Source organism: Staphylococcus croceilyticus, assembly GCF_002902575.1.
In the GTDB taxonomy this organism is placed as follows: Bacteria; Bacillota; Bacilli; order Staphylococcales; family Staphylococcaceae; genus Staphylococcus; species Staphylococcus croceilyticus.
This window is the reverse complement of record NZ_PPRD01000007.1, coordinates 1-19,786: the sequence shown is the minus strand read 5'-3', so window position 1 is coordinate 19,786 and position 19,786 is coordinate 1. Positions and strand designations below refer to the sequence as shown.

Genomic DNA, 19,786 nt, shown 5'->3' with positions numbered 1-19,786 from the left:
AGGGCATATATGAGGAATATTAAGGAGAGATAAATATGAAATTTGTAAGTAACAATAATATTACCGATCCTACAACAAATCTTGCCATGGAAGAATATGTATTAAAACATCTACCTGTTGATGATAGTTATTTTTTATTTTATGTAAATGAGCCTTCAATTATCGTTGGTAAAAACCAAAATACTATTGAAGAAGTTAATAAAAAATATGTAGACGAACATAACATTCATGTAGTGAGACGTATCTCTGGAGGCGGCGCAGTATATCATGATCAAGGTAATTTAAACTTTAGTTTTATTACAGATGATGATGGTAATAGTTTCCATAATTTCAAAAAATTCACGGAACCTATCGTGCAAGCTTTACAATCTATGGGTGTAAACGCAGAAATGACAGGACGAAATGATATTCAAGTAGGGCAAGCCAAAATTTCAGGAAATGCAATGGTTAAAGTGAAAAATAGAATGTTTAGCCATGGGACATTGATGTTGAATAGTGACTTAGGAGAAGTTCAAAATGCGTTAAAAGTTAATCCTAAAAAAATTCAATCAAAAGGTGTGAAATCTGTACGTAAACGTGTTGCTAATATTGATGAATTTTTAGAACAATCTATCTCTATCGATGAGTTTAAACAAATTATTTTAAAAACTATATTTGGCGAACATGAAGTTGAAGAATACGAACTTACAGATGAAGACTGGAAAAATATTGAACAACTAAGTAATGAAAAATATCGTACTTGGGATTGGAACTTTGGTAGAAATCCAAAATATAATTTCGAACGTGATGAAAAATTTGAAAAAGGCTTTGTGCAAATCAAATTTGACGTTAAACAAGGTAAAATAGAGCACGCAAAAATCTTTGGTGATTTCTTTGGTGAGGGGAATGTGACTGAATTAGAAGAAGCGCTAATTGGTGTATTACACGATTACACACATATTCAAGAAGCTATGGCTGACTTTGATTTCTATCATTATTTCGGTGATATTGAAAAAGATGAAATTATAAAATTAATGTCTTATTAATTAAACAGAGTGAAGCGGTTAACAGTAAAGAGTATCTGTTAGCCGCTTCTCTTTTTATGTGGACAACAAAGTGGACCACGTTACAAAATTTCACACCAATATTGTCCACTCGTTGACCAAAAACAAAAAGACTTAAAATAAATCGAGTAGTGCAATTTTATTTTACAAATTCAAATTGCTTCAAAACCGCGTCAATAAAGGCTTTTGCGAGCGATAATAAAACAGAAAAAAACCACCGAATATTTCGGTGGTTTTACATGACGGAAACGGAGGGATTCGAACCCTCGCGCCGCTCTCGCGACCTACACCCTTAGCAGGGGCGCCTCTTCAGCCAACTTGAGTACGTTTCCATATGGCTCCGCAGGTAGGATTCGAACCTACGACCGATCGGTTAACAGCCGATAGCTCTACCACTGAGCTACTGCGGAATAATTAAATTTTTAACTCATCTCTCTAATGAGCACAAATATTATTATATCAATAAACTTAAAATATGCAAGGGATAATCTTAAAAAAATATACGGAACATTTACACTATATTAATATAAACGTCCCGTATAATTTAATATTAAACGTAAAACTATTTATCTTGTAATAATGAATAATGTGAAAGAGCTTCAAAAATGTTAAGGGTAGTTTTTTCGTAGTCAATTGGCATTTCAGGGTTGTTAGATTTCATGCGGGAATGTTTATCAATCATGTAGTAGTAAAAAATTGCGTTGGTATATTGATGCCATAAACTGTGGAAAGAAACATTTAAAGTAAGGGTTTCTTGATTAGCGAAGATAATTTTACTGCGACGATTTTTAAGAGGTTTGATATCTGAGATGTAATGCATATTAATCCATATGTTTTCTTCTAAACGATCTGAATGTGTAGGGAAGAAATAGGTAGGAAATAAAGGGGTTAATAAAATAGGGGGCTTGCTTGTGATGCCTGCAATACGTTGTGTTTCTGCTTTCTTGCTTAAATAATTGTTACCATAAAATTTACAAGAGCGTTCAATAATCTTTTGTGTTTTGAAAGGACTAATTTCTTTAGTAGTGTCAAACTTCATTATTTCAGTGCCTTGAGGTTGCTCATACTCATTGAAAATAGGTTTGACTACCATATCTCCTTTCCGGATGACATAAACAGTATTATTGAGTTCTTCAGTCTTATTCATAGAAAAACTCCTTTGTAATTAAATTTATCATTAAAAGACACAGTTGAGTGCGCAATTAATAATATAAAATTATTATATAAAAATTTTATCAGTTGTCAAGGTTTTCTTTTAAAATAATATTACACTTATTTTTACAGAAATGTCTGAATATTCGATTGATTTAAAAAATAAAAGCTTGTATACTATCCTTATATAAAAAAGAAAGGCAGTGATTGTAATGTATTACAACACGAACGTCAAACATACGACACTAGAAGATTTTGTAACTACAGTTAATGATCTTGGAGTTGAGCTTATAATTGATGAGGCCCTTCGACAAGCGCGCAAAAAGCAACTTGTAAAATTAATTGATGAAGCATTGATTAATAAAAATGAAACAGATTTTATGAATTACACTAACGAATATAAAACTTTGGAGGCAGTTTTCAATGAGTAAAATAGGATCCTGTCACTCATTATAAAAGGTCTATTACTACTTTAAATTAAAATAGTAAATAGACCTTTTTTATATTATTATTTTCTACCTTTTGAATTACCTTCAATCATATTACGAATCCATTTTACTAAATATCCTGTAAGAATTATACGAAATACACGTTTAATAATATTCATATTTATTAACCCCTTTTTTCTAATTGTCTTATCTTTAATTTTACCCGTTCTATCTAAGTATAAATCTAATTTTTTAAATACCTATTTAAATATTTAAATCCTTATTAGATAAAGTGATATACCCATATTTATCTGCGTTTGTTGTAAATATAATGATGATACCGTGAATAATAGAAATAATTGTTGGTATAAATGTCCAAAAAAACACTAAATGAAAGATACCTTGCCATACTTTGTCAGCATAAAATTTATGAATGCCGACGCCACCTAAAAAGAGTGTTAATAATACATAAATTGTTTTATTTACTCTCATTAAATCTAATCCTCCATGACTTCACTTTTAACTCCTATTTAAATAAAGATTATATACTTATTTATAAGATTACCGTTAGAACTAGAACCAAACATCCAAGTTTTTTGTTATTAATTTATTAAAATTTGAAACTTTTATATAATTATAGATAGTTAAAATATAAGGGGAGGAGAGTATGCAGTGATTCGTAAAGCACATCCAAGTGATAATAAACAAATTGCAGAATTATGTTATATGATTTGGCAAGATATGGAACTAAAAATGGTTGAAGAGATAACTAAAGAACGTGTGTTAAATGCATTAGAAGAAAGTGTTGTTAATATTCGTTATCGTGCTTTTTATGACAATGTATGGGTCTATGAAAAAGATAGTAAGGTGGTAGGATGTATTATTGCTTATAATGGGGCTGAAGAAATGGCGTTAGAAGACACGTGGAATGATTTACCCCTTGAAGAAGATATGAAAGCGTATGGTACACCATTACCAATTAAAGAAGCGAAAGATGATGAATGGTACATTGAAACGGTAGCTACTTTTCCGGAATACAGAGGGCAAGGGATTGCCACGCAACTGTTTAAATATCTAATCGATGCTTATCCTGATAAAAAGTGGAGTCTAAATTGTGATTATGATAATCCAAAAGCGCGCAAACTATATGAACGTTTAGGTTTCAAATGGGTAGAGGATATTGATTTATATGGACATAACTATTTACACATGATTTATCAAGCATAAAAAAATCCAACATTTAACTGTTATAAACACAGTAATGTTGGATAATAATCATTTATTAAATGCCACCAAGTAATGCACTAATATAAATTCCCAAAGCATAAAGAATACCAAAGACTGTATTCGTTTTACCTGTTGCAGCCATTGCAGGCATCATACTAGCAGGTGTATCGTTTTTCTTGAAGCGACGAATCGCTTTAACTGGCATTGGGAATGAAAGTAATACGAGTAAGTAAAATAGAGAGCCACCTTTATTAAATAAAGCAATAAATACGACAATAGCATAAGCTAAAATGTACATTGCTGCCATAAATGTGATAGAAGCTTTTTTACCTAACAAGATTGGTAAAGTTTTACGTCCACTTGCTTTATCTTTCACGCGGTCACGGATATTGTTTGCCATATTAATTAATCCGATAGTAATGACAATCGGAATACTAATCCACACAACAAATCCATTGATATTACCTGTTTGAATGAAAAACGCAAGTAAAATAATAATCATACCCATAAATAAACCAGAGAATAATTCACCAAATGGTGTCCATGAAATTGGGAATGGACCTCCAGTATAAAGGTAACCAATCGCCATACAAACGATACCTACTGGAATAATCCAGAATGAGCTTTTAACAGCAAGGAAGATACCAAGTAAAGCGGCTATAATATAAAATGCAATTGCTAGATTCATGACAAGTTTAGGGCTCATACCATTTCTTACAATAGCGCCACCTATGCCCACAGAAGTGTGGTCATCTAAACCTTTTTTGAAGTCATAGTATTCATTGAACATATTTGTTGCAGCTTGTATTAAAAGACATGCAATTAACATAGCTAAAAATAAGCTGAACTTAACATGGTCTTGACTACCTAATAAAAAAAGTTTAGCTGTTGCTGTACCTACTAATACAGGTACAATGGCAGCAGTTAATGTATGAGGTCGCATCAGTTGCCAATATTTTCTAACAGTAGAATATTGTTGATATTGATCTGCCATAATATAATCTACCTCTTATTATATAAAGTTTTAACATATGTATTTTAAAGGAATAGGTTATAAAGGTCAATCTACGTGAAATATTTCCCAATTCGATTAAGCAATTATGCCACTATAAATAATGAAAAATGATACAATATTATAATGAGTAAAAATAGAAAAATGAAAGAAGTGAAAATGAATGGCTGCGAATTTAAAAGAAGACGAAATTATTGAATCAATTTACGAAAGCAATAAAAATTGGATTTCTGTGGAAGTAATTTTAAATAGAACTTTACCACCAACTGCTTTATTTCAATTAACTGAAGACCAAGCAGGTGATCGCTTTTATCTACGTTTAAATGATAATCAGTCTTCGTTTTTCGGCTATCATGCAGTTCAAAGGTTCAAAAATAACTTTGAAAATAAACAATCTATTTTCCGTGAATGGGAAAAGTTTAAAAAAGATGTGGAACTGATACATCTTGAAACTTCTAAGCACCACTTAAAAGTAGTAGGAGGCTTTCAATTCTCAAGTCATAAATCTGATGATGAATGGCGCGAATTTGGTATCAATCATTTTGTTGTGCCAAAAGTCCTTATTTCTAATGTTGATAACCAAACGTTATTAACATATACCGTCGAAAGAGAAAATTTCGATATGGCGCAATTTAAGGAAATTATTGATTACTTCGAGAATACTGAAGTACATGAACCCGATGTGAATGACGCCATGGGCAATATCACACGTATGGAAGATATTTATAAAGATGAGTGGAAAGAATTAGTGAGCGATGCGATTGATCAATTAGATGAAGACAAAAAGATTGTGTTAGCGCGTCGTCGTTTAATTAAATTCGATAAAACTATTAGTATTCCTTATGTTTTAAAACGTGCACTTGAAAATGAGAAAAATAGTTATATTTTCATATTAGAATCAAATCAATCGGTCTTCTTTTCACAAACGCCTGAACAATTATTAAAAGTAGATGAAGGTGTATTATCAACTAAGGCCGTAGCGGGTACGATTAAACGTACGCATAACGAAGATGTCGATAAACAAAATGTGAAAGCCTTCTTAGAAGATAAAAAGAACTTAGGTGAACATCAATTTGTAGTAAGAAGCATCCTACATGATATTGAGTCATTTGTAGATGATGTAGAGTATAATCAAACACCTAACATATTAAAAAATGATCATATGTATCATCTATATACTGAAATTAAAAGTAAATTAAAAAGTAATTCATATATTGGTTTAATTGACGAATTACATCCAACGCCTGCTTTAGGCGGATATCCGAAAGATGAAGCGGTTCAATTTATTGAAGAGAACGAATTTGGTACGCGTGGTCTTTACGGTGCCCCAGTAGGCTATATCGATATGGATGATGATTGTGAATTTATCGTAGCTATACGTTCGATGTTAATTAAAGAGAAACAAACGACTTTATTTGCCGGTTGTGGCATAGTTAAGGATTCTGATCCTGAAAGTGAATTAGCTGAAACAGCAGTTAAATTCTCACCAATGATGAATGCTTTAGGAGTAGTGGATAAGAATGAATCATAATGAAGCATTAACGAAACAAGTATATACTTTCGCCTCAGAGCTCTATGCTTATGGCGTGCGTGAAGTAGTGATTAGTCCTGGATCTCGCTCAACGCCATTAGCGATTGCATTTGAAGCGCATCCCAATATTAAGACTTGGATTCATCCTGATGAACGTAGCGCCGCCTTTTTTGCTTTAGGTTTAATAAAAGGAAGCGAAAGACCGGTAGCAATATTATGTACATCAGGTACTGCAGCGGCGAATTACACGCCAGCTATTGCAGAAAGCCAAATTAGTCGCATTCCATTAATTGTATTAACGAGTGATCGCCCACATGAATTAAGAAGTGTAGGGGCGCCTCAAGCGATTAATCAAGTGAACATGTTTGAGAACTATGTGAACTTCCAATTTGATATGCCAGTAGCAGATGGCAGTGAACAAACGTTAGATACGATTTATTATCAAATGCAAATTGCAAGTCAATATTTATATGGCCCGCATCGTGGACCTATTCATTTCAACTTGCCGTTTAGAGAGCCGTTGACGCCTGACCTTGAAAAGGTAGAATGGCTTACTTCGTATCATAAAACGTTGCCACATTATCAAAAAAATATTAATGTGCAAGATATTCGAGACATTTTAAAACAACCAAAAGGTCTTATTATAGTAGGGGATATGCAACATCAAGCGATAGATCAAATCCTTACATATGCGACGATACACGATTTACCAATATTAGCTGATCCGTTGAGTCAATTACGTAAACATAATCATCCTAACGTGATTACAACGTATGATTTATTGTATCGCGCAGGATTAGATTTAGATGTTGATTTCATTATTCGTGTCGGTAAACCTGTGATTTCTAAAAAGTTAAATCAATGGTTAAAACGCACTAATGCATTTCAAATTCTTGTACAAAACAATGATAAAATTGATGTTTTCCCAACACCACCAAGTATTTCGTATGAAATTTCAGCTAATGACTTCTTCAGGAATTTAGTTGAAGAATCGACGGTTAATCGTAAATCTTGGATAGAAATGTGGCAAACACTTGAAGCCCGCTCTCGCGTAATGATTACTAAACATGCCGAACAAGCTACAGATGAAGCGGCTTATGTAAATGCATTAATTCATAAATTAACTAAAGATGATGCCTTATTTGTTAGTAATAGTATGCCAGTGCGTGACGTCGATAACTTATTGTTTGATAGCGAAGTTGAAGTGTTTGCAAACCGTGGCGCTAATGGGATTGACGGCGTAGTGTCGACTGCTATCGGTATGGCCGTGCATAAAAATATCACGTTATTAATTGGCGATTTAGCTTTTTATCATGATATGAATGGTTTATTAATGGCGAAATTGAATAATATTCATTTAAATATTGTGTTATTAAATAACGATGGTGGGGGCATTTTCTCTTATCTACCACAGAAATCGTCTGCGGATGCTTACTTTGAACGTTTATTTGGCACACCAACAGGTTTGAATTTTGAATACACAGCATTACTTTATGATTTCACATTCAAGCGTTTTAACACGATTACTGATTTTTCTCAGGAAAAGTTATCGCATATGAGTTCACACATTTATGAAATTATGACAGACCGTCAAGATAATCTTGAACAGCATCAAATTTTATATAAGAAATTGAGTGATATTTTAAATGTTACATTATAATTTTCATAAATCAGAGAAAGAAACGTCTCAATTATTAATATTATTGCATGGATTTATTAGTGATAGTCGTACGTATAGCCAACATCTTCCAGCGTTGTTACAAGAAGTGAATGTGTTGACGATTGATTTACCAGGTCATGGTCAAGATGAATCATCAATGGAGGAGACGTGGGACTTCCCATATCTTGCTCAACAATTAGATGAGGTCTTAGACCAATTCAACACGTACACATTACATTTATTAGGCTATTCTATGGGTGGACGTGTGGCGTTATATTATGCGTTACATGGTAACCATACTTTAAAAAGTTTAATATTAGAGAGTACATCGCCGGGTATCGACAATGAAGACGACCGTCTTGAGCGTCAACAAATCGATGCCGCAAGAGGTAAGGTGCTTGATATAGCTGGCTTGGAAATCTTTGTGAATGATTGGGAAAAACTACCGCTATTTTACACGCAATATGATTTAGATAAAGAGAAGCGTGTAGCGATTCGTGATATGCGGATGTCTCAAGATCCTCATAAATTAGCGAAAGCGTTACGAGATTATGGCACAGGACATATGCCGAATTTATGGAATAAAGTGAAAGATATTCAAATACCGTGCTTCATTTTAGCAGGAGAATTAGATAAAAAATTCGTGAAAACTGCGCATGCTATGGCTGATAAAATGAATCGTAGTCAAGTTCATATCTTCAAAGAAGTAGGCCATACAATTCATGTGGAAGATGAGACGGAATTTGATACAATAGTGTTAGGTTTTTTAAAGGAGGAGCAAAATGACTAGACAGTGGGAAACACTAAGAGAATATGATGAAATTAAATATGAATTTTTCGAAGGAATTGCAAAAGTAACAATTAATCGCCCAGAGGTGCGTAATGCATTCACACCTAAAACAGTTGCTGAAATGATTGATGCATTTACACGTGCACGCGATGACCAAAATGTATCTGTAATCATCTTAACTGGTGAAGGCGACAAAGCATTTTGTTCAGGCGGAGATCAAAAGAAACGTGGACATGGTGGTTATGTAGGCGAAGACCAAATCCCTCGTTTAAACGTATTAGACTTACAACGTTTAATCCGTGTTATTCCTAAACCAGTTATCGCTATGGTTAGAGGTTATGCAATTGGTGGCGGTAACGTCTTAAACGTAGTGTGTGACTTAACAATCGCTGCTGACAATGCTATTTTCGGACAAACAGGTCCTAAAGTTGGTTCATTCGACGCAGGTTATGGTTCAGGTTACTTAGCTAGAATCGTTGGACATAAAAAAGCACGTGAAATTTGGTACTTATGCCGTCAATATAATGCACAAGAAGCATTAGACATGGGCTTAGTAAATACAGTTGTACCTTTAGACGAAGTAGAAGATGAAACAGTTAAATGGTGTAAAGAAATTATGAAACATTCACCAACAGCTCTACGTTTCTTAAAAGCAGCAATGAATGCAGACACTGATGGTTTAGCTGGTTTACAACAAATGGCTGGAGACGCTACATTATTGTACTACACAACTGATGAAGCGAAAGAAGGTCGTGACGCGTTCAAAGAAAAACGTGACCCAGACTTCGATCAATTCCCTAAATTCCCATAATAGATTTTTATATAAAGTGAGGACCTAAAGAGAGAAGATGTATCCACATCTTCCTTTAGGTCCTTTTATTTATAAACCATAATTTTGTTTTAAAAATGCTTCTAAACGTCGCATACCTTCTTTTAATACACTCATTTCATAGGCGTAGGAGATACGCACATAGCCTTTACCAATATTAGTGAAAGAGGAGCCTGGCACAATAGCAACATGAGCTTCTTCTAACACTTTGACACAAAATTCAAAGTCTTCTTCTGTATATTTCTTAATACTTGGGAAAATATAAAATGCACCTTCTGGTTGACCCTCAAGTTCAAAACCTAATTCTACAAGCTTATTTTTTAAATAATCTCGACGTTCAATATACGCTTCATTCATATATTTTGGCGCATCTAATCCTTCATTTAATGCAGCGATACAAGCAATTTGAGCAGGTACGTTAGCACAAATACAATTATATGCATGCATAAAGGTTAACTTTTCAATAAGATATTCAGGGCCTAATAAAAAGCCAATACGAATACCTGTAGCTGAATGAGATTTACTTAAACCACCAATTAATAATAATTGATCACGAATTACTTCATATTCTGCAAAAGATGTATGCTTACCTCTAAATGTGTTTTCAGCATAAATTTCATCACTTATAATGAAAATTTTTTTCGTTTTTAAATATTCTACTAAAGCTTCTACTTCATGACGTTCTAAAATAACACCAGTTGGGTTAGTAGGGTAATTAAGTAGAATGGCTTTCGTTTTATCAGTAATATGTTGAGCGATTAACTCAGGTGTTACTTTAAAATGAGATTGTGTTGTATCGATATACACGGGTTGCCCGCCAAGCGTTTCTACAAGAGGGATATAACCTGCATAAATAGGACCTGGGATAAGGATTTCATCGCCTGGTTCAATGATGCTACGTAAAGAGGTATCTAACGCTTCACTCGCACCATTCGTCACGATGATTTCTTCTTCGCTATAATAAAAGCCATATTTGTCTTTAAAATATTGACTGATAGCTTGGCGCGTTTCAGTCAAACCTTTGTTGTGAGAATAACTTGTTTTATCTTCTTTAATCGCATTAATATACGCTTCTTTTACCACATCTGGCATTGGGAAATCCGGCTGACCAATCGTTAAATTGACACAATCATCAATATGTTTCATACGATTAGAGAATTGGCGGATACTTGGTGCTCTTAAAAATTTAGAATTTGAATTTAATGATAATTTCATGTTTTACACCTCAAAAAATACCAAACTATAGTCTTCTTATATGTCACTATAGATTTTTTAGAATAATCTAATAATAACATATTTTAATACTATAATTTGGTATCCGTGCGTTGTTTTTCATTTTCAAAAAATTAAAGCTTAAATTGGGATGGTTTCTTAAGATTAATGACGGGATTGGTCCATTTACAAACAAAATCACTTGAAAGAATGTAAACAATCAACATTGAAGTCCCAATTAAATAAATATAGGTCAATATTGAAATAGAGTCGTAAAATGGATATAGCTTGAATCCTCGTACTACGCCAATCACGAGTCCATGCAATAGGTAGATATACATTGTGCGTGGCCCAATATAAGTATAAAACCGTTGATGGTTGCTCATTAAATTCAGGAATGCAAACATTGTTACAAAGATAATGATGTAATGCATTAAACGTTTCAATGGACTATAAACGCTTTGATTGTGATTCTCGAGAGAGGTGTAGGGACTACTGCCTAATAGCCAATCACCGTTAATGGGATGAATATAGTAACCAATAAAGAAAGCAATAAGAACGCATATTGATACAATACTTAATTTCTTATTCCTGAAAATTTGGGTCTGAGATTTCGTCATTAAATAGCCAATATAGAAAACAGGGAAGAACACTATCGTGCGTGAAACACTTAAATAGCCGTCCACATTATCTGAAAAGCCTGCTAAAACTGAGACAATGATAGCAATAGGCAAGATAATCATTGGATTATAACGACGAATAATAACTAAAATAACATGGAAAAAGAAGAGTGTTAGTAAGAACCATAAAGCAAATACAGGATTGAATGGATCCATTTGAATGGTATCACTTTTTCCAGTTATAAAATAATATATTGAGAAGAACGCATAAAAAATAGCGTAAGGCGCAAGCAATTTTTTAGCGACATTCTCTAAATAATGGGGTTTATCTAAATGCTTTGCGAAGTATCCGGAGATAAATAAAAATGTTGGCATATGGAAACTATAAATCACAAGATACAAAGCTAACATATATTTACTCTCAGAAGTATAAGGCTGAATCATATGACCTAATACGACTAAAAGTATTAGTACGGCACGTGCATTATCGAAAAAGTAGTCTCTATCTTTATTTATAGGCATACGATGTGCTCCTTTATTAAATGCTAACTGTATATAACTTAGTATAAAATAATATAATAATGCAACAAATTTAGGCAATTTGTTGAATAGTATTGTATAATGATAGAATAAATTTTATAATAATTACAATTACAAAAGTGGAGTAGAACAGCTATGTACAATCAACTAGAAAAACTTATCACGTTAACGAATAATGATCTTAATTTAGTAAATAGACGCTTTGGACAACGGACAGATATTACTAATGACCAGTTAGAATTATTGAGAATATTATATAATTATGATCGCTTATCTCAATATGATTTAACTATGAAGATTAGTAGAGAACAATCCATTGTTTCACGATGGATTAAGAAATTGGTTTATAAAGGCTATATTACAAGCCAACAATCACATGAGGATTTGCGTTGTAAAGAATTATGTTTAACAGAAGAAGCACGTGAATTAATTAAGCAAATTAATACTGCAAGATATGAATTAATTGAAGCACGATGCCAATGTTTATCAAAAAAAGAAATTGAAAATTTAAACTCATTATTGAATAAATTAAATAGTCGTCATATATATTTTTAAAATGAAACCCTATGTCATCACTCTTTTAAACAAACAAGATGACATAGGGTTATTTTAGTATAGAGAAAACAGAAGAGGGGCGTTGCATTTTGAACGCGACCTCTTCTGTTTTTAATTTAAATTTTTATTTAATATAGCTTGTTATTTCGAAATATTTGCCTACTGTTTTGATTTTATCGTAAAACGATTTTAAGATTTCAGCGTTAAGGTTTGCCCAATTAATATCAGTTGCATATTGGTGTGTACCTGGATGATCAGGATTCCAACGCATTTTATAAAGCGTATTTTGACCAGCTTTAATATAGTCTTGACCGATGAACTTAGCACCACCGATGATGGCTTTAGATACTGAGTTCCATCCAGCACTTTTAGCATAATTGATACCACTTGCAATAGGATTGCTATCATAAGCTGCAATACCAAATACATTATAGTATTTATTAGCATTGTTAGTAGTAACTTTATTATTTACTACATCGCCACCGTTAGCTAATTGTGATTGACCGTTTCCAGTTTCAATTAAAGCATGAGCAATTAAGTAAATTTCATTAATTCCTGCTGCTTTAGCTGCGTCACTAAATGCTTGACCTTGATTTTCAAGCACACCTTTACCTTTAAGTAGCGTGTTCATGCTTGCTACTGATAAGTTTTGTGGACGATCTAAACGTAAGAATTGGTATTTATGTGTATTATCTTTAGATAATGTATCAGGGTTCATCGCATTTTTAATTTCACTAGCTGAAGCGTTTGACCATCCATATCCATTACGTTGAACTTGTGGTTTTGCCCCATAAGCATTTTGTTGTTTCGCTACAGCTTGGCTTAATGTTTGATATGATTTTGAACTTTTAACTAATTGTTTTTTCAAATCTGTATCTTTAATCCATACATATTTTCCATTACTTAATTTACCATAGTACCAAGTTTTGCCATTAACGACTTTACGTTTAGTCACATGGAAATTTTGTTCATTATATGGTTTTAAAGCATAAGCTTTTGCTGAAGAAGGGGAGTCATAGTAAAAACTATTCGTACTATCAATAATGAAATCATCATTATAATCTTCAGCATTATCAACCGCAGTGTCAGCCGTTAAATCATTTTGCGCAATCCAACCTGTTTTGCCATTTACTGTACCATAGTAATAAGTTGTATTACCAATAGTGGCAGCTTTTGAAACTTTGAATGTTTGATTTGCTAAATTTTTATTATCTAAACGTTGTTGTGGTGTACCCCAAGCCACTGAATAAAGTCCGTTATTTGCTTTATTAACAGTATAAGTACCAGAAACTTTTTGTTCATTACTTAATGATTGAACATTTAAGTCTTTAACGTTGAACCAACCTAAAGGTGTATTTTGAGTTGGATTTTGTAATAGAACGTAAGTGTTATCATCTATAGTTCTTTCTTTAGTTACTTTATAAGTTTTATTAGCGTATTTTGCTGCATTTTTACCATTTTTATCGTAAACAGTAGCACGGATGCCATCGTTATTAGCATTCACTTGTGCCATACTAGATACAGTTTGCGTTGTAGCAGGTTTTTTAGTAGCTGCAGCAAATTTAGCGTTAATACGAGGTTTAGCTACATCATTAGCATTAACCCAACCCCATACATTATTAACTACACCATGAAGGTACGTATCTTTACCAATTTGAACTGTATTTATTGATCTTAGTTCTTGATTGCTTTTAGTAGTAGTCGATTTGATTTGTTTTTTGCTGCCCCAAGGCGTACTATACACATTTGCATTCTTATTTAATTTATAAGAAGTGACATCTGTTTTAGTAGGTGTAGCTGTCTTCACAGAAATATCTGATGATGGTACCCATCCACGCAATTGACCACTATTGTAATCTGAAATTAAATAAAAATCTTGATTATTTAAATTAGCTTTTTTAGTGATGCGATACGTATTATCGTTAAGTTCAGGATTTGCTTTAGCCGTTTTATCGTAAACTGTTGTGTATGCACCTTTACTATTAGTTGAAACTTGGCCAAGTGTATTTTTTAAGTCTGAAACTTTCAATACATTTGTTTTAGGTGCTGAATAAGGTCTTAAGTAATATTTACTTATCCAACCATTTTGTCCATTAACTGAACCATATAAATAAGTAGCTGTTCCTACTTGTTGAGATTTAGTTGCTTTAAATGGTTCAGTATTTGATTTAGACACAGTGCCAGCTTTTTGATTGTAATTACCCCAAGGTACTGTATATAAAGTTGAACCAAGTTTAATAGTATAAGATTGGTTAACTTTTACTGGAGATTTAACAGTATTGTAAGTTGTTTCGTTTTGTTTAACCCAGCCGTATGTTTTGCCACTATTATAATCAGAAAGTAAGTAATATTTATCTGAACCTAATTGAGCTGATTTAGTAACTGATAATGTGTTATGAACTTGGTCAGTAGCTTTTCCTTTATCATCGTAAACAGTAGTGTAAACACCACTATTATCCGTATTGATTTGAGCTAAGCCAGTAGTTGGTTTAACAGTTAACTTATCATTTTTAGCAGTGTTTGAACTGTTATTTCCTTTATTACTATTGTTGTTATTAGTACCTGAATTGTTATTTGATGTTGTGCCCCAAGGCGCTACTTGTCCAGTTTTAATTAAATATTTCTCATTAATTAAATCGTACAATTCATCATAACTATAGTTATGCGCTTGGAAGTATGCGTGTGGATCTGAATGGTCAGTACCACCTAAGTAACGACTAATAGTGTAATGAGTCCATACAGTACCTTGACCATCATATTCAGCGCTATTTGGTTGTAAATCATAATATTGTAACTGAGTAGCTGCGTAATCCGCATAGTTATTCATTGAACGTGCGAACGAACCATAGTCATGGGTATGCACGATTTCAACGTTGATGAAGCGTTCGTTACCTTGTGGACCTGCACCCCAAGATAAGTAATCTGTTGGCGCTGTTTCAATGATACGATTGCCATCGACAAAAGCGTGTACAAAGGCAGTCTGATAGTTATTCTTCATATAATTGATTTCGCCTTCGATAGTAGAGTTATCATTAGCAGTATCATGTACGACAATTCCTTCAGGATTACCTACGCCGTTACGATAGCCATATTGAGGGAAATAAGATGTATAATCTTCTTCAATTCTTGGCGCTTGTAAATTGTGAGAACGTATATAATTGTTAATTGATGAACTCACTTGAGGTTTATATTTAGGTAATGATGAAGTAGCTGCATAGCGTTGTACAGCACGAACATTGGTAGCAGGGCCACCTTTACCACCTACAGATCTAACAGCTGATTCACCAGCTGTTGGTTGAGCATAAGTCGTTACATTTTTAGTTGTATTATTTTGTGTTTGTGCGTTAGTTGTAGGATTGGATTGTTTAGATTGTGTTGCTACTGTGTTATTAGTAGTTGGTACTTTACTTGAATTAATTTGCTTATTATTTTGTGTAGCAGTTGCGTTTTTCACATTTGCTGTTGAATTAGCAGTTGCTTTTTGAACATTAGTTGTTTGTGTATTGTCTTGAGTTTTGTTGACACTATTATTTAACTTTGATGTAGTAGACGCTTGAGCTTTAGGTTGTGCTTGTGCAGCTTTGTTAGCTTTTGCAACAGCTTGTTCTTGAGTGTCTTGATTCACGTTAGTAACAACTGATTGTTGTTTGTTGTTATTTGTATTTTGAGTTGTAGTTGTCTTATTAGATTGTGATGCGTTACTACTTTGTGGCGCCACATTTTGATTATTAATTGTATTTTGTTGTTTAGATGCAGCTTGTTTTTGAGTGTCTTGATTCACGTTAGTAACAACTGATTGTTGTTTGTTGTTATTTGTATTTTGAGTTGTAATTGTTTTATCAGATTGTGATGCGTTACTACTTTGTGGCGCCACATTTTGATTATTAATTGTATTTTGTTGTTTAGATGCAACTTGATTTTTCTGTTGTGATGCAGTTTGTGTACTATTATTTGCATTTGAATTTAATTGTTGAGCGCCATTTGCTTGAGTAGCGTTTGATGCTTGTGCATTACTTGTTTTATGAGTTGTATCATTATTATTAGCTGTTGCTTTGTTCACATTTGTATTGCTTGAAGATACAACACTAGTATTGTTTTGGGCCTTAGATTGGCTATTTGAATTATGTAAATTATCTAAGTTAGCATCATATGTACGAATATTAGAAGAAGTGTTAGCTTTTACTTCTGATGGATTGTGATAAGCTTGAACGCCAGAAATATTTTGAGTTGACTGTGTTACTTGTTGTTTTGCTTGCGTAGCACCTTTTAATTGATGTTGATCGTCGACTACATTTTTAGCATCAGCATTAGTTTGATTGTTTTCAGCTGCATGAGCTTGGTGTGATGTAAATGCAGCACCAAATAGAGTGATTGCAATCATTGAAGGCAATTTTAGGTTGAATTTTTTCGTCATTTTTCTACTCCTCACAAATTTCTTTTTACTCCGAATAATTTTTACTACTCCACCATTATAATAATTATTCGTTTGTTAATAATTAATTTAACTATATTGTAAACTAACTTTAATTTTTCTTTTAATTTTTAGCTAAAGATAATTATGCTAACGGTAGCTAAAAAGCTGAGAATAAAATACTAAACAGTTTAAATTTTAATTATCTTTAGAGATATATTTATTTTCCATTGATACTTTTGTTTTGTTGAACGTTAATAGACAAATTTAAGTATTTACTTATTATAAGTAGAATTAAAGATTAGCTATTTTATACATTTTAATATGTTCAATATTTTCTTCTAAAAATATCTCACCTGTAGGCGTGTAACCTAATCTTTCGTAAAAACCTTGAGCTTGTGTTTGAGCATTTAAAACAAGATGTTGATGTCCTTGTTCTTTGGCAAAGTGCTCTATAGCAGTCATTAGACCATGACCATAGCCATATTTACGATATGGTTTTAAGATGGCCACACGTTCTATTTTAACAACATCTTCATAAGGTCGAAACCGTGCACAAGCAAATGGTTGGTGCTCTTGATCATAACCAATGATGTGAGTAGATTGTTCTTCAAATTCATCGAGTTCGTTTTCCAGAGGAACACCTTGTTCTTTAACAAATACTTCTTTTCTAATTGCAAAGCAGGCTGATAACATATCTTTATTTTTTACAATCTCAAACATTGCTTAGTTCTCCTTTAAAAAATAGTATTAGACAAGATGAATATAAATATAAAGTTATTCTATATTAAATAAAGGTATAAAAATAGAGCGAACCAGAAATCAATAGTCATTTAATAGATTTCATCGGCTCGCTCATAGCATAAATGTGTATGATTATAGAGCTTCTTGACGCACGATGGCACAGTATTGCCAGAAAATTCTAAGTTGTGCAATATTCCAGTTGTTCATTCCCATAGTAAAGCCAGAAGGTTTAAATAGGTTGACGTCAGTAACTTCTAAAGCCGCAGCAATTAAATATTGAAGCGGTATGCTAATATTTTGCATTGTTTGTGTGATGCCGTTCTCATTGTATACCCAAGAAAATGGTAACTCTGATTCAAATACATCTACTTTATTGAAAATATCTGGAAGAGCTACGATATAACAAGCACCATTTACAACAGGGTTCTCTGACGTATCACCATAATACAATAATAAAGCTTCATAGTTCTCACGATGTTCATGATTAACGTAGAAGAATTCATTTCTAAATAACGCCATATCTTTACTATGAATAATTTGCTGTTCTAAAACATTGAACATCCCGTTGATATTGGCAACTTTTTCATACGTTTTACGTGACATTGTACGTGCTCCTTTCAACTTAATATAACTGATTGTTTTGATTATTATTATCTAATTCATTTGATTGATCTGGGATATACGTAGCGTCTGAGTTGTTATTATCCGAAGACGATTGGTTTGTATTATTTGTGGTGCTTTGTTCATTATCGCTTGATTGATTATCTGTTGCATCTTTATTATTATCTTTTGAAGTTGTATCTTTTTGATTATCTTTTAATAAAGACTGCTCTAGCGGTGTTAATGGAACTAGTGAGCCATAATACTTGATAACACGTTCATCTAAAAACTCTTTCTTATCTGTTATTTTAGATAGTCCTAAATCTGAACGCAATAAATTTGAATATTTAGCGATACTATCCACGCTTGGATTATAGTAATAGATACCATCTAAGTAATCATCTTTACCTTTGAGTTGAGACTTTTTAAAGTCTATATCATCAGATAAATACATAGAAGCGAGGCTTTTGATTTCTTGAGATGTTAAGTTATGTTTCGCATTTTTACCCACGATTTGAACTAATTCATCTAATTTACTATATGAATTTAAATCTTTTGCTTTTTGGAAAAGAAGTTTAATTAAATCCATTTGACGTTCGCCACGTTTAAGGTCAGAGTCATGATGACGAGTTCTTGCTACAGCTAACGCTTCATCACCATTAAGTTTTTGGTAACCTTTTTTGATTTTAATTCTACCAGTGTCATCTGTGTTAGGTTCATTTAAATCATAAGGTACATCATAATAAATGCCACCAAGCTCATCAACTGCTTGAACAAATGCATCCATATTAATTCGAACGTAGTAGTCAACTGGTACGTTTAATGTTGCTTCTACAGAATCCATTGCAGCTATCGGACCACCATAGGCATGAGCATGAGTGACTTTATCGTAATAGCCGACCTTAGGAATATAACTAATTGTATCACGGGGGATACTTAGTAATCTAATTTGATGTTTTTGAGGACTAAGGGTTGAAAGAATCATTGAATCCGTTCTTGAGTGTTCTGTAGTTTGACCATTTTTTCTACGGCCTTCATTATCATCAATACCTAAAAATAAAATTGAAACAGCATCTTTAGATGGATCAACTTTTCCTTTTCTTAAGTTTGATTCTCGATTTGCATCGTCTTTACTATAAGAAACTTTCATAGCATCTTCTGAACTATGATATAAATTGATAATAAAAATAACAGGAACCACTATAAGAACTAAAGTCAATAACATCATAAAGTATTTTAAAAAACGGTTCATAACTTTTGCTCCTATACTTAATTTTTAGTAATTATCAGTTAAATTAAGAAATTATAAACTATTATCTTATATATATAGAGGTTATATTTCCTATTTTTATTTAAAATAATATATTTTTCACTATGATGTCTTAAATTTTTAAATAATCTTTAACTCTCATAACCATAAATTGTATTACTC

General features: G+C 32.8%; 18 protein-coding genes and 2 tRNA genes. 8 read left to right on the top strand and 12 right to left on the bottom strand.

The features are described from left to right. Positions 1 to 35: 35 nt before the first annotated feature. Positions 36 to 1,025, top strand: a complete 990-nt coding sequence (locus CD128_RS01415) for a lipoate--protein ligase (protein WP_103328310.1) — start codon at positions 36 to 38, stop codon at positions 1,023 to 1,025. A gap of 261 nt (positions 1,026 to 1,286) precedes the next feature. On the opposite strand, the gene CD128_RS01410 is transcribed toward CD128_RS01415, so the two are convergent. From CD128_RS01410 to CD128_RS01400, 3 genes are all read right to left on the bottom strand, one after another. Further along, positions 1,287 to 1,375 (bottom strand) — tRNA-Ser (locus CD128_RS01410). A gap of 3 nt (positions 1,376 to 1,378) precedes the next feature. After that, positions 1,379 to 1,453, bottom strand: a tRNA-Asn gene (locus tag CD128_RS01405). 152 nt (positions 1,454 to 1,605) lie between these two features. Continuing rightward, positions 1,606 to 2,190 (bottom strand): competence protein ComK, encoded by a 585-nt coding sequence (locus tag CD128_RS01400; protein ID WP_103328309.1) that lies wholly within the window; start codon positions 2,188 to 2,190, stop codon positions 1,606 to 1,608. A gap of 217 nt (positions 2,191 to 2,407) precedes the next feature. Here CD128_RS01400 and CD128_RS01395 point away from each other — a divergent pair, with 217 nt between their 5' ends. Continuing rightward, complete coding sequence (locus CD128_RS01395; RefSeq protein ID WP_103328308.1) at positions 2,408 to 2,626, top strand: IDEAL domain-containing protein; 219 nt, start codon at positions 2,408 to 2,410, stop codon at positions 2,624 to 2,626. Between the two features lie 77 nt (positions 2,627 to 2,703). Here the strand turns inward: CD128_RS01395 and CD128_RS12030 are convergent, their stop codons facing one another. Beyond that, the gene (locus tag CD128_RS12030) at positions 2,704 to 2,802 is read right to left on the bottom strand and encodes an SAR1012 family small protein (RefSeq protein ID WP_415239150.1); all 99 of its coding nucleotides are present in this window, start codon (positions 2,800 to 2,802) and stop codon (positions 2,704 to 2,706) included. A gap of 85 nt (positions 2,803 to 2,887) precedes the next feature. Further along, the gene (locus CD128_RS01390) at positions 2,888 to 3,115 is read right to left on the bottom strand and encodes a TM2 domain-containing protein (RefSeq protein ID WP_103328307.1); all 228 of its coding nucleotides are present in this window, start codon (positions 3,113 to 3,115) and stop codon (positions 2,888 to 2,890) included. 180 nt (positions 3,116 to 3,295) lie between these two features. Here CD128_RS01390 and CD128_RS01385 point away from each other — a divergent pair, with 180 nt between their 5' ends. After that, a complete protein-coding gene (locus tag CD128_RS01385) occupies positions 3,296 to 3,850 on the top strand; it encodes a GNAT family N-acetyltransferase (RefSeq protein WP_103328306.1) in 555 nt (184 codons plus the stop codon). Between the two features lie 55 nt (positions 3,851 to 3,905). Here the strand turns inward: CD128_RS01385 and CD128_RS01380 are convergent, their stop codons facing one another. Further along, on the bottom strand, positions 3,906 to 4,844 hold the full coding sequence (locus tag CD128_RS01380; RefSeq protein ID WP_103328305.1) for a 1,4-dihydroxy-2-naphthoate polyprenyltransferase: 939 nt from the start codon (positions 4,842 to 4,844) through the stop codon (positions 3,906 to 3,908). A gap of 181 nt (positions 4,845 to 5,025) precedes the next feature. Between CD128_RS01380 and CD128_RS01375 the strand changes: the two genes are divergently transcribed. Genes CD128_RS01375 through menB form a run of 4 tightly spaced genes read left to right on the top strand, consistent with a single transcriptional unit; the run spans position 5,026 to position 9,654 of the window. Beyond that, entirely contained in the window at positions 5,026 to 6,393 is a 1,368-nt protein-coding gene (locus CD128_RS01375) for an isochorismate synthase (RefSeq protein ID WP_103328304.1), read from the top strand. Then, positions 6,383 to 8,053, top strand: coding sequence for a 2-succinyl-5-enolpyruvyl-6-hydroxy-3-cyclohexene-1-carboxylic-acid synthase (menD, locus tag CD128_RS01370; RefSeq protein ID WP_103328303.1), 1,671 nt, complete (start codon positions 6,383 to 6,385; stop codon positions 8,051 to 8,053). Before CD128_RS01375 ends, menD begins: the two co-directional genes overlap by 11 nt. Continuing rightward, positions 8,040 to 8,843 carry a 2-succinyl-6-hydroxy-2,4-cyclohexadiene-1-carboxylate synthase gene (gene menH, locus CD128_RS01365; RefSeq protein ID WP_103328302.1) on the top strand — a complete coding sequence of 268 codons (804 nt, stop codon included), beginning with the start codon at positions 8,040 to 8,042 and terminating at the stop codon, positions 8,841 to 8,843. The genes menD and menH overlap by 14 nt, the downstream gene beginning before the upstream one ends. Beyond that, complete coding sequence (gene menB / locus CD128_RS01360; protein ID WP_103296923.1) at positions 8,836 to 9,654, top strand: 1,4-dihydroxy-2-naphthoyl-CoA synthase; 819 nt, start codon at positions 8,836 to 8,838, stop codon at positions 9,652 to 9,654. Before menH ends, menB begins: the two co-directional genes overlap by 8 nt. 69 nt (positions 9,655 to 9,723) lie before the next feature. Here the strand turns inward: menB and CD128_RS01355 are convergent, their stop codons facing one another. Continuing rightward, positions 9,724 to 10,887 (bottom strand): aminotransferase class I/II-fold pyridoxal phosphate-dependent enzyme, encoded by a 1,164-nt coding sequence (locus CD128_RS01355; RefSeq protein WP_103328301.1) that lies wholly within the window; start codon positions 10,885 to 10,887, stop codon positions 9,724 to 9,726. Between the two features lie 131 nt (positions 10,888 to 11,018). Continuing rightward, a complete protein-coding gene (locus tag CD128_RS01350; protein WP_103328300.1) occupies positions 11,019 to 12,026 on the bottom strand; it encodes an acyltransferase family protein in 1,008 nt (335 codons plus the stop codon). Positions 12,027 to 12,179: 153 nt separating this feature from the next. On the opposite strand from CD128_RS01350, the gene CD128_RS01345 reads away from it, so the two are divergent. After that, positions 12,180 to 12,599 (top strand): MarR family transcriptional regulator, encoded by a 420-nt coding sequence (locus CD128_RS01345; protein WP_103328299.1) that lies wholly within the window; start codon positions 12,180 to 12,182, stop codon positions 12,597 to 12,599. 124 nt (positions 12,600 to 12,723) lie between these two features. On the opposite strand, the gene CD128_RS01340 is transcribed toward CD128_RS01345, so the two are convergent. The 4 genes from CD128_RS01340 to CD128_RS01325 form a co-directional block, all read right to left on the bottom strand. Continuing rightward, positions 12,724 to 17,013 carry a glucosaminidase domain-containing protein gene (locus tag CD128_RS01340; protein WP_103328298.1) on the bottom strand — a complete coding sequence of 1,430 codons (4,290 nt, stop codon included), beginning with the start codon at positions 17,011 to 17,013 and terminating at the stop codon, positions 12,724 to 12,726. Positions 17,014 to 17,304: 291 nt separating this feature from the next. Beyond that, positions 17,305 to 17,733 (bottom strand): GNAT family N-acetyltransferase, encoded by a 429-nt coding sequence (locus CD128_RS01335; protein ID WP_103328297.1) that lies wholly within the window; start codon positions 17,731 to 17,733, stop codon positions 17,305 to 17,307. 153 nt (positions 17,734 to 17,886) lie between these two features. Beyond that, positions 17,887 to 18,357 (bottom strand): DUF2538 family protein, encoded by a 471-nt coding sequence (locus CD128_RS01330; protein ID WP_103328296.1) that lies wholly within the window; start codon positions 18,355 to 18,357, stop codon positions 17,887 to 17,889. 19 nt (positions 18,358 to 18,376) lie between these two features. Continuing rightward, complete coding sequence (locus CD128_RS01325; protein ID WP_103328295.1) at positions 18,377 to 19,606, bottom strand: LCP family protein; 1,230 nt, start codon at positions 19,604 to 19,606, stop codon at positions 18,377 to 18,379. Between the last annotated feature and the right edge of the window lie 180 nt (positions 19,607 to 19,786).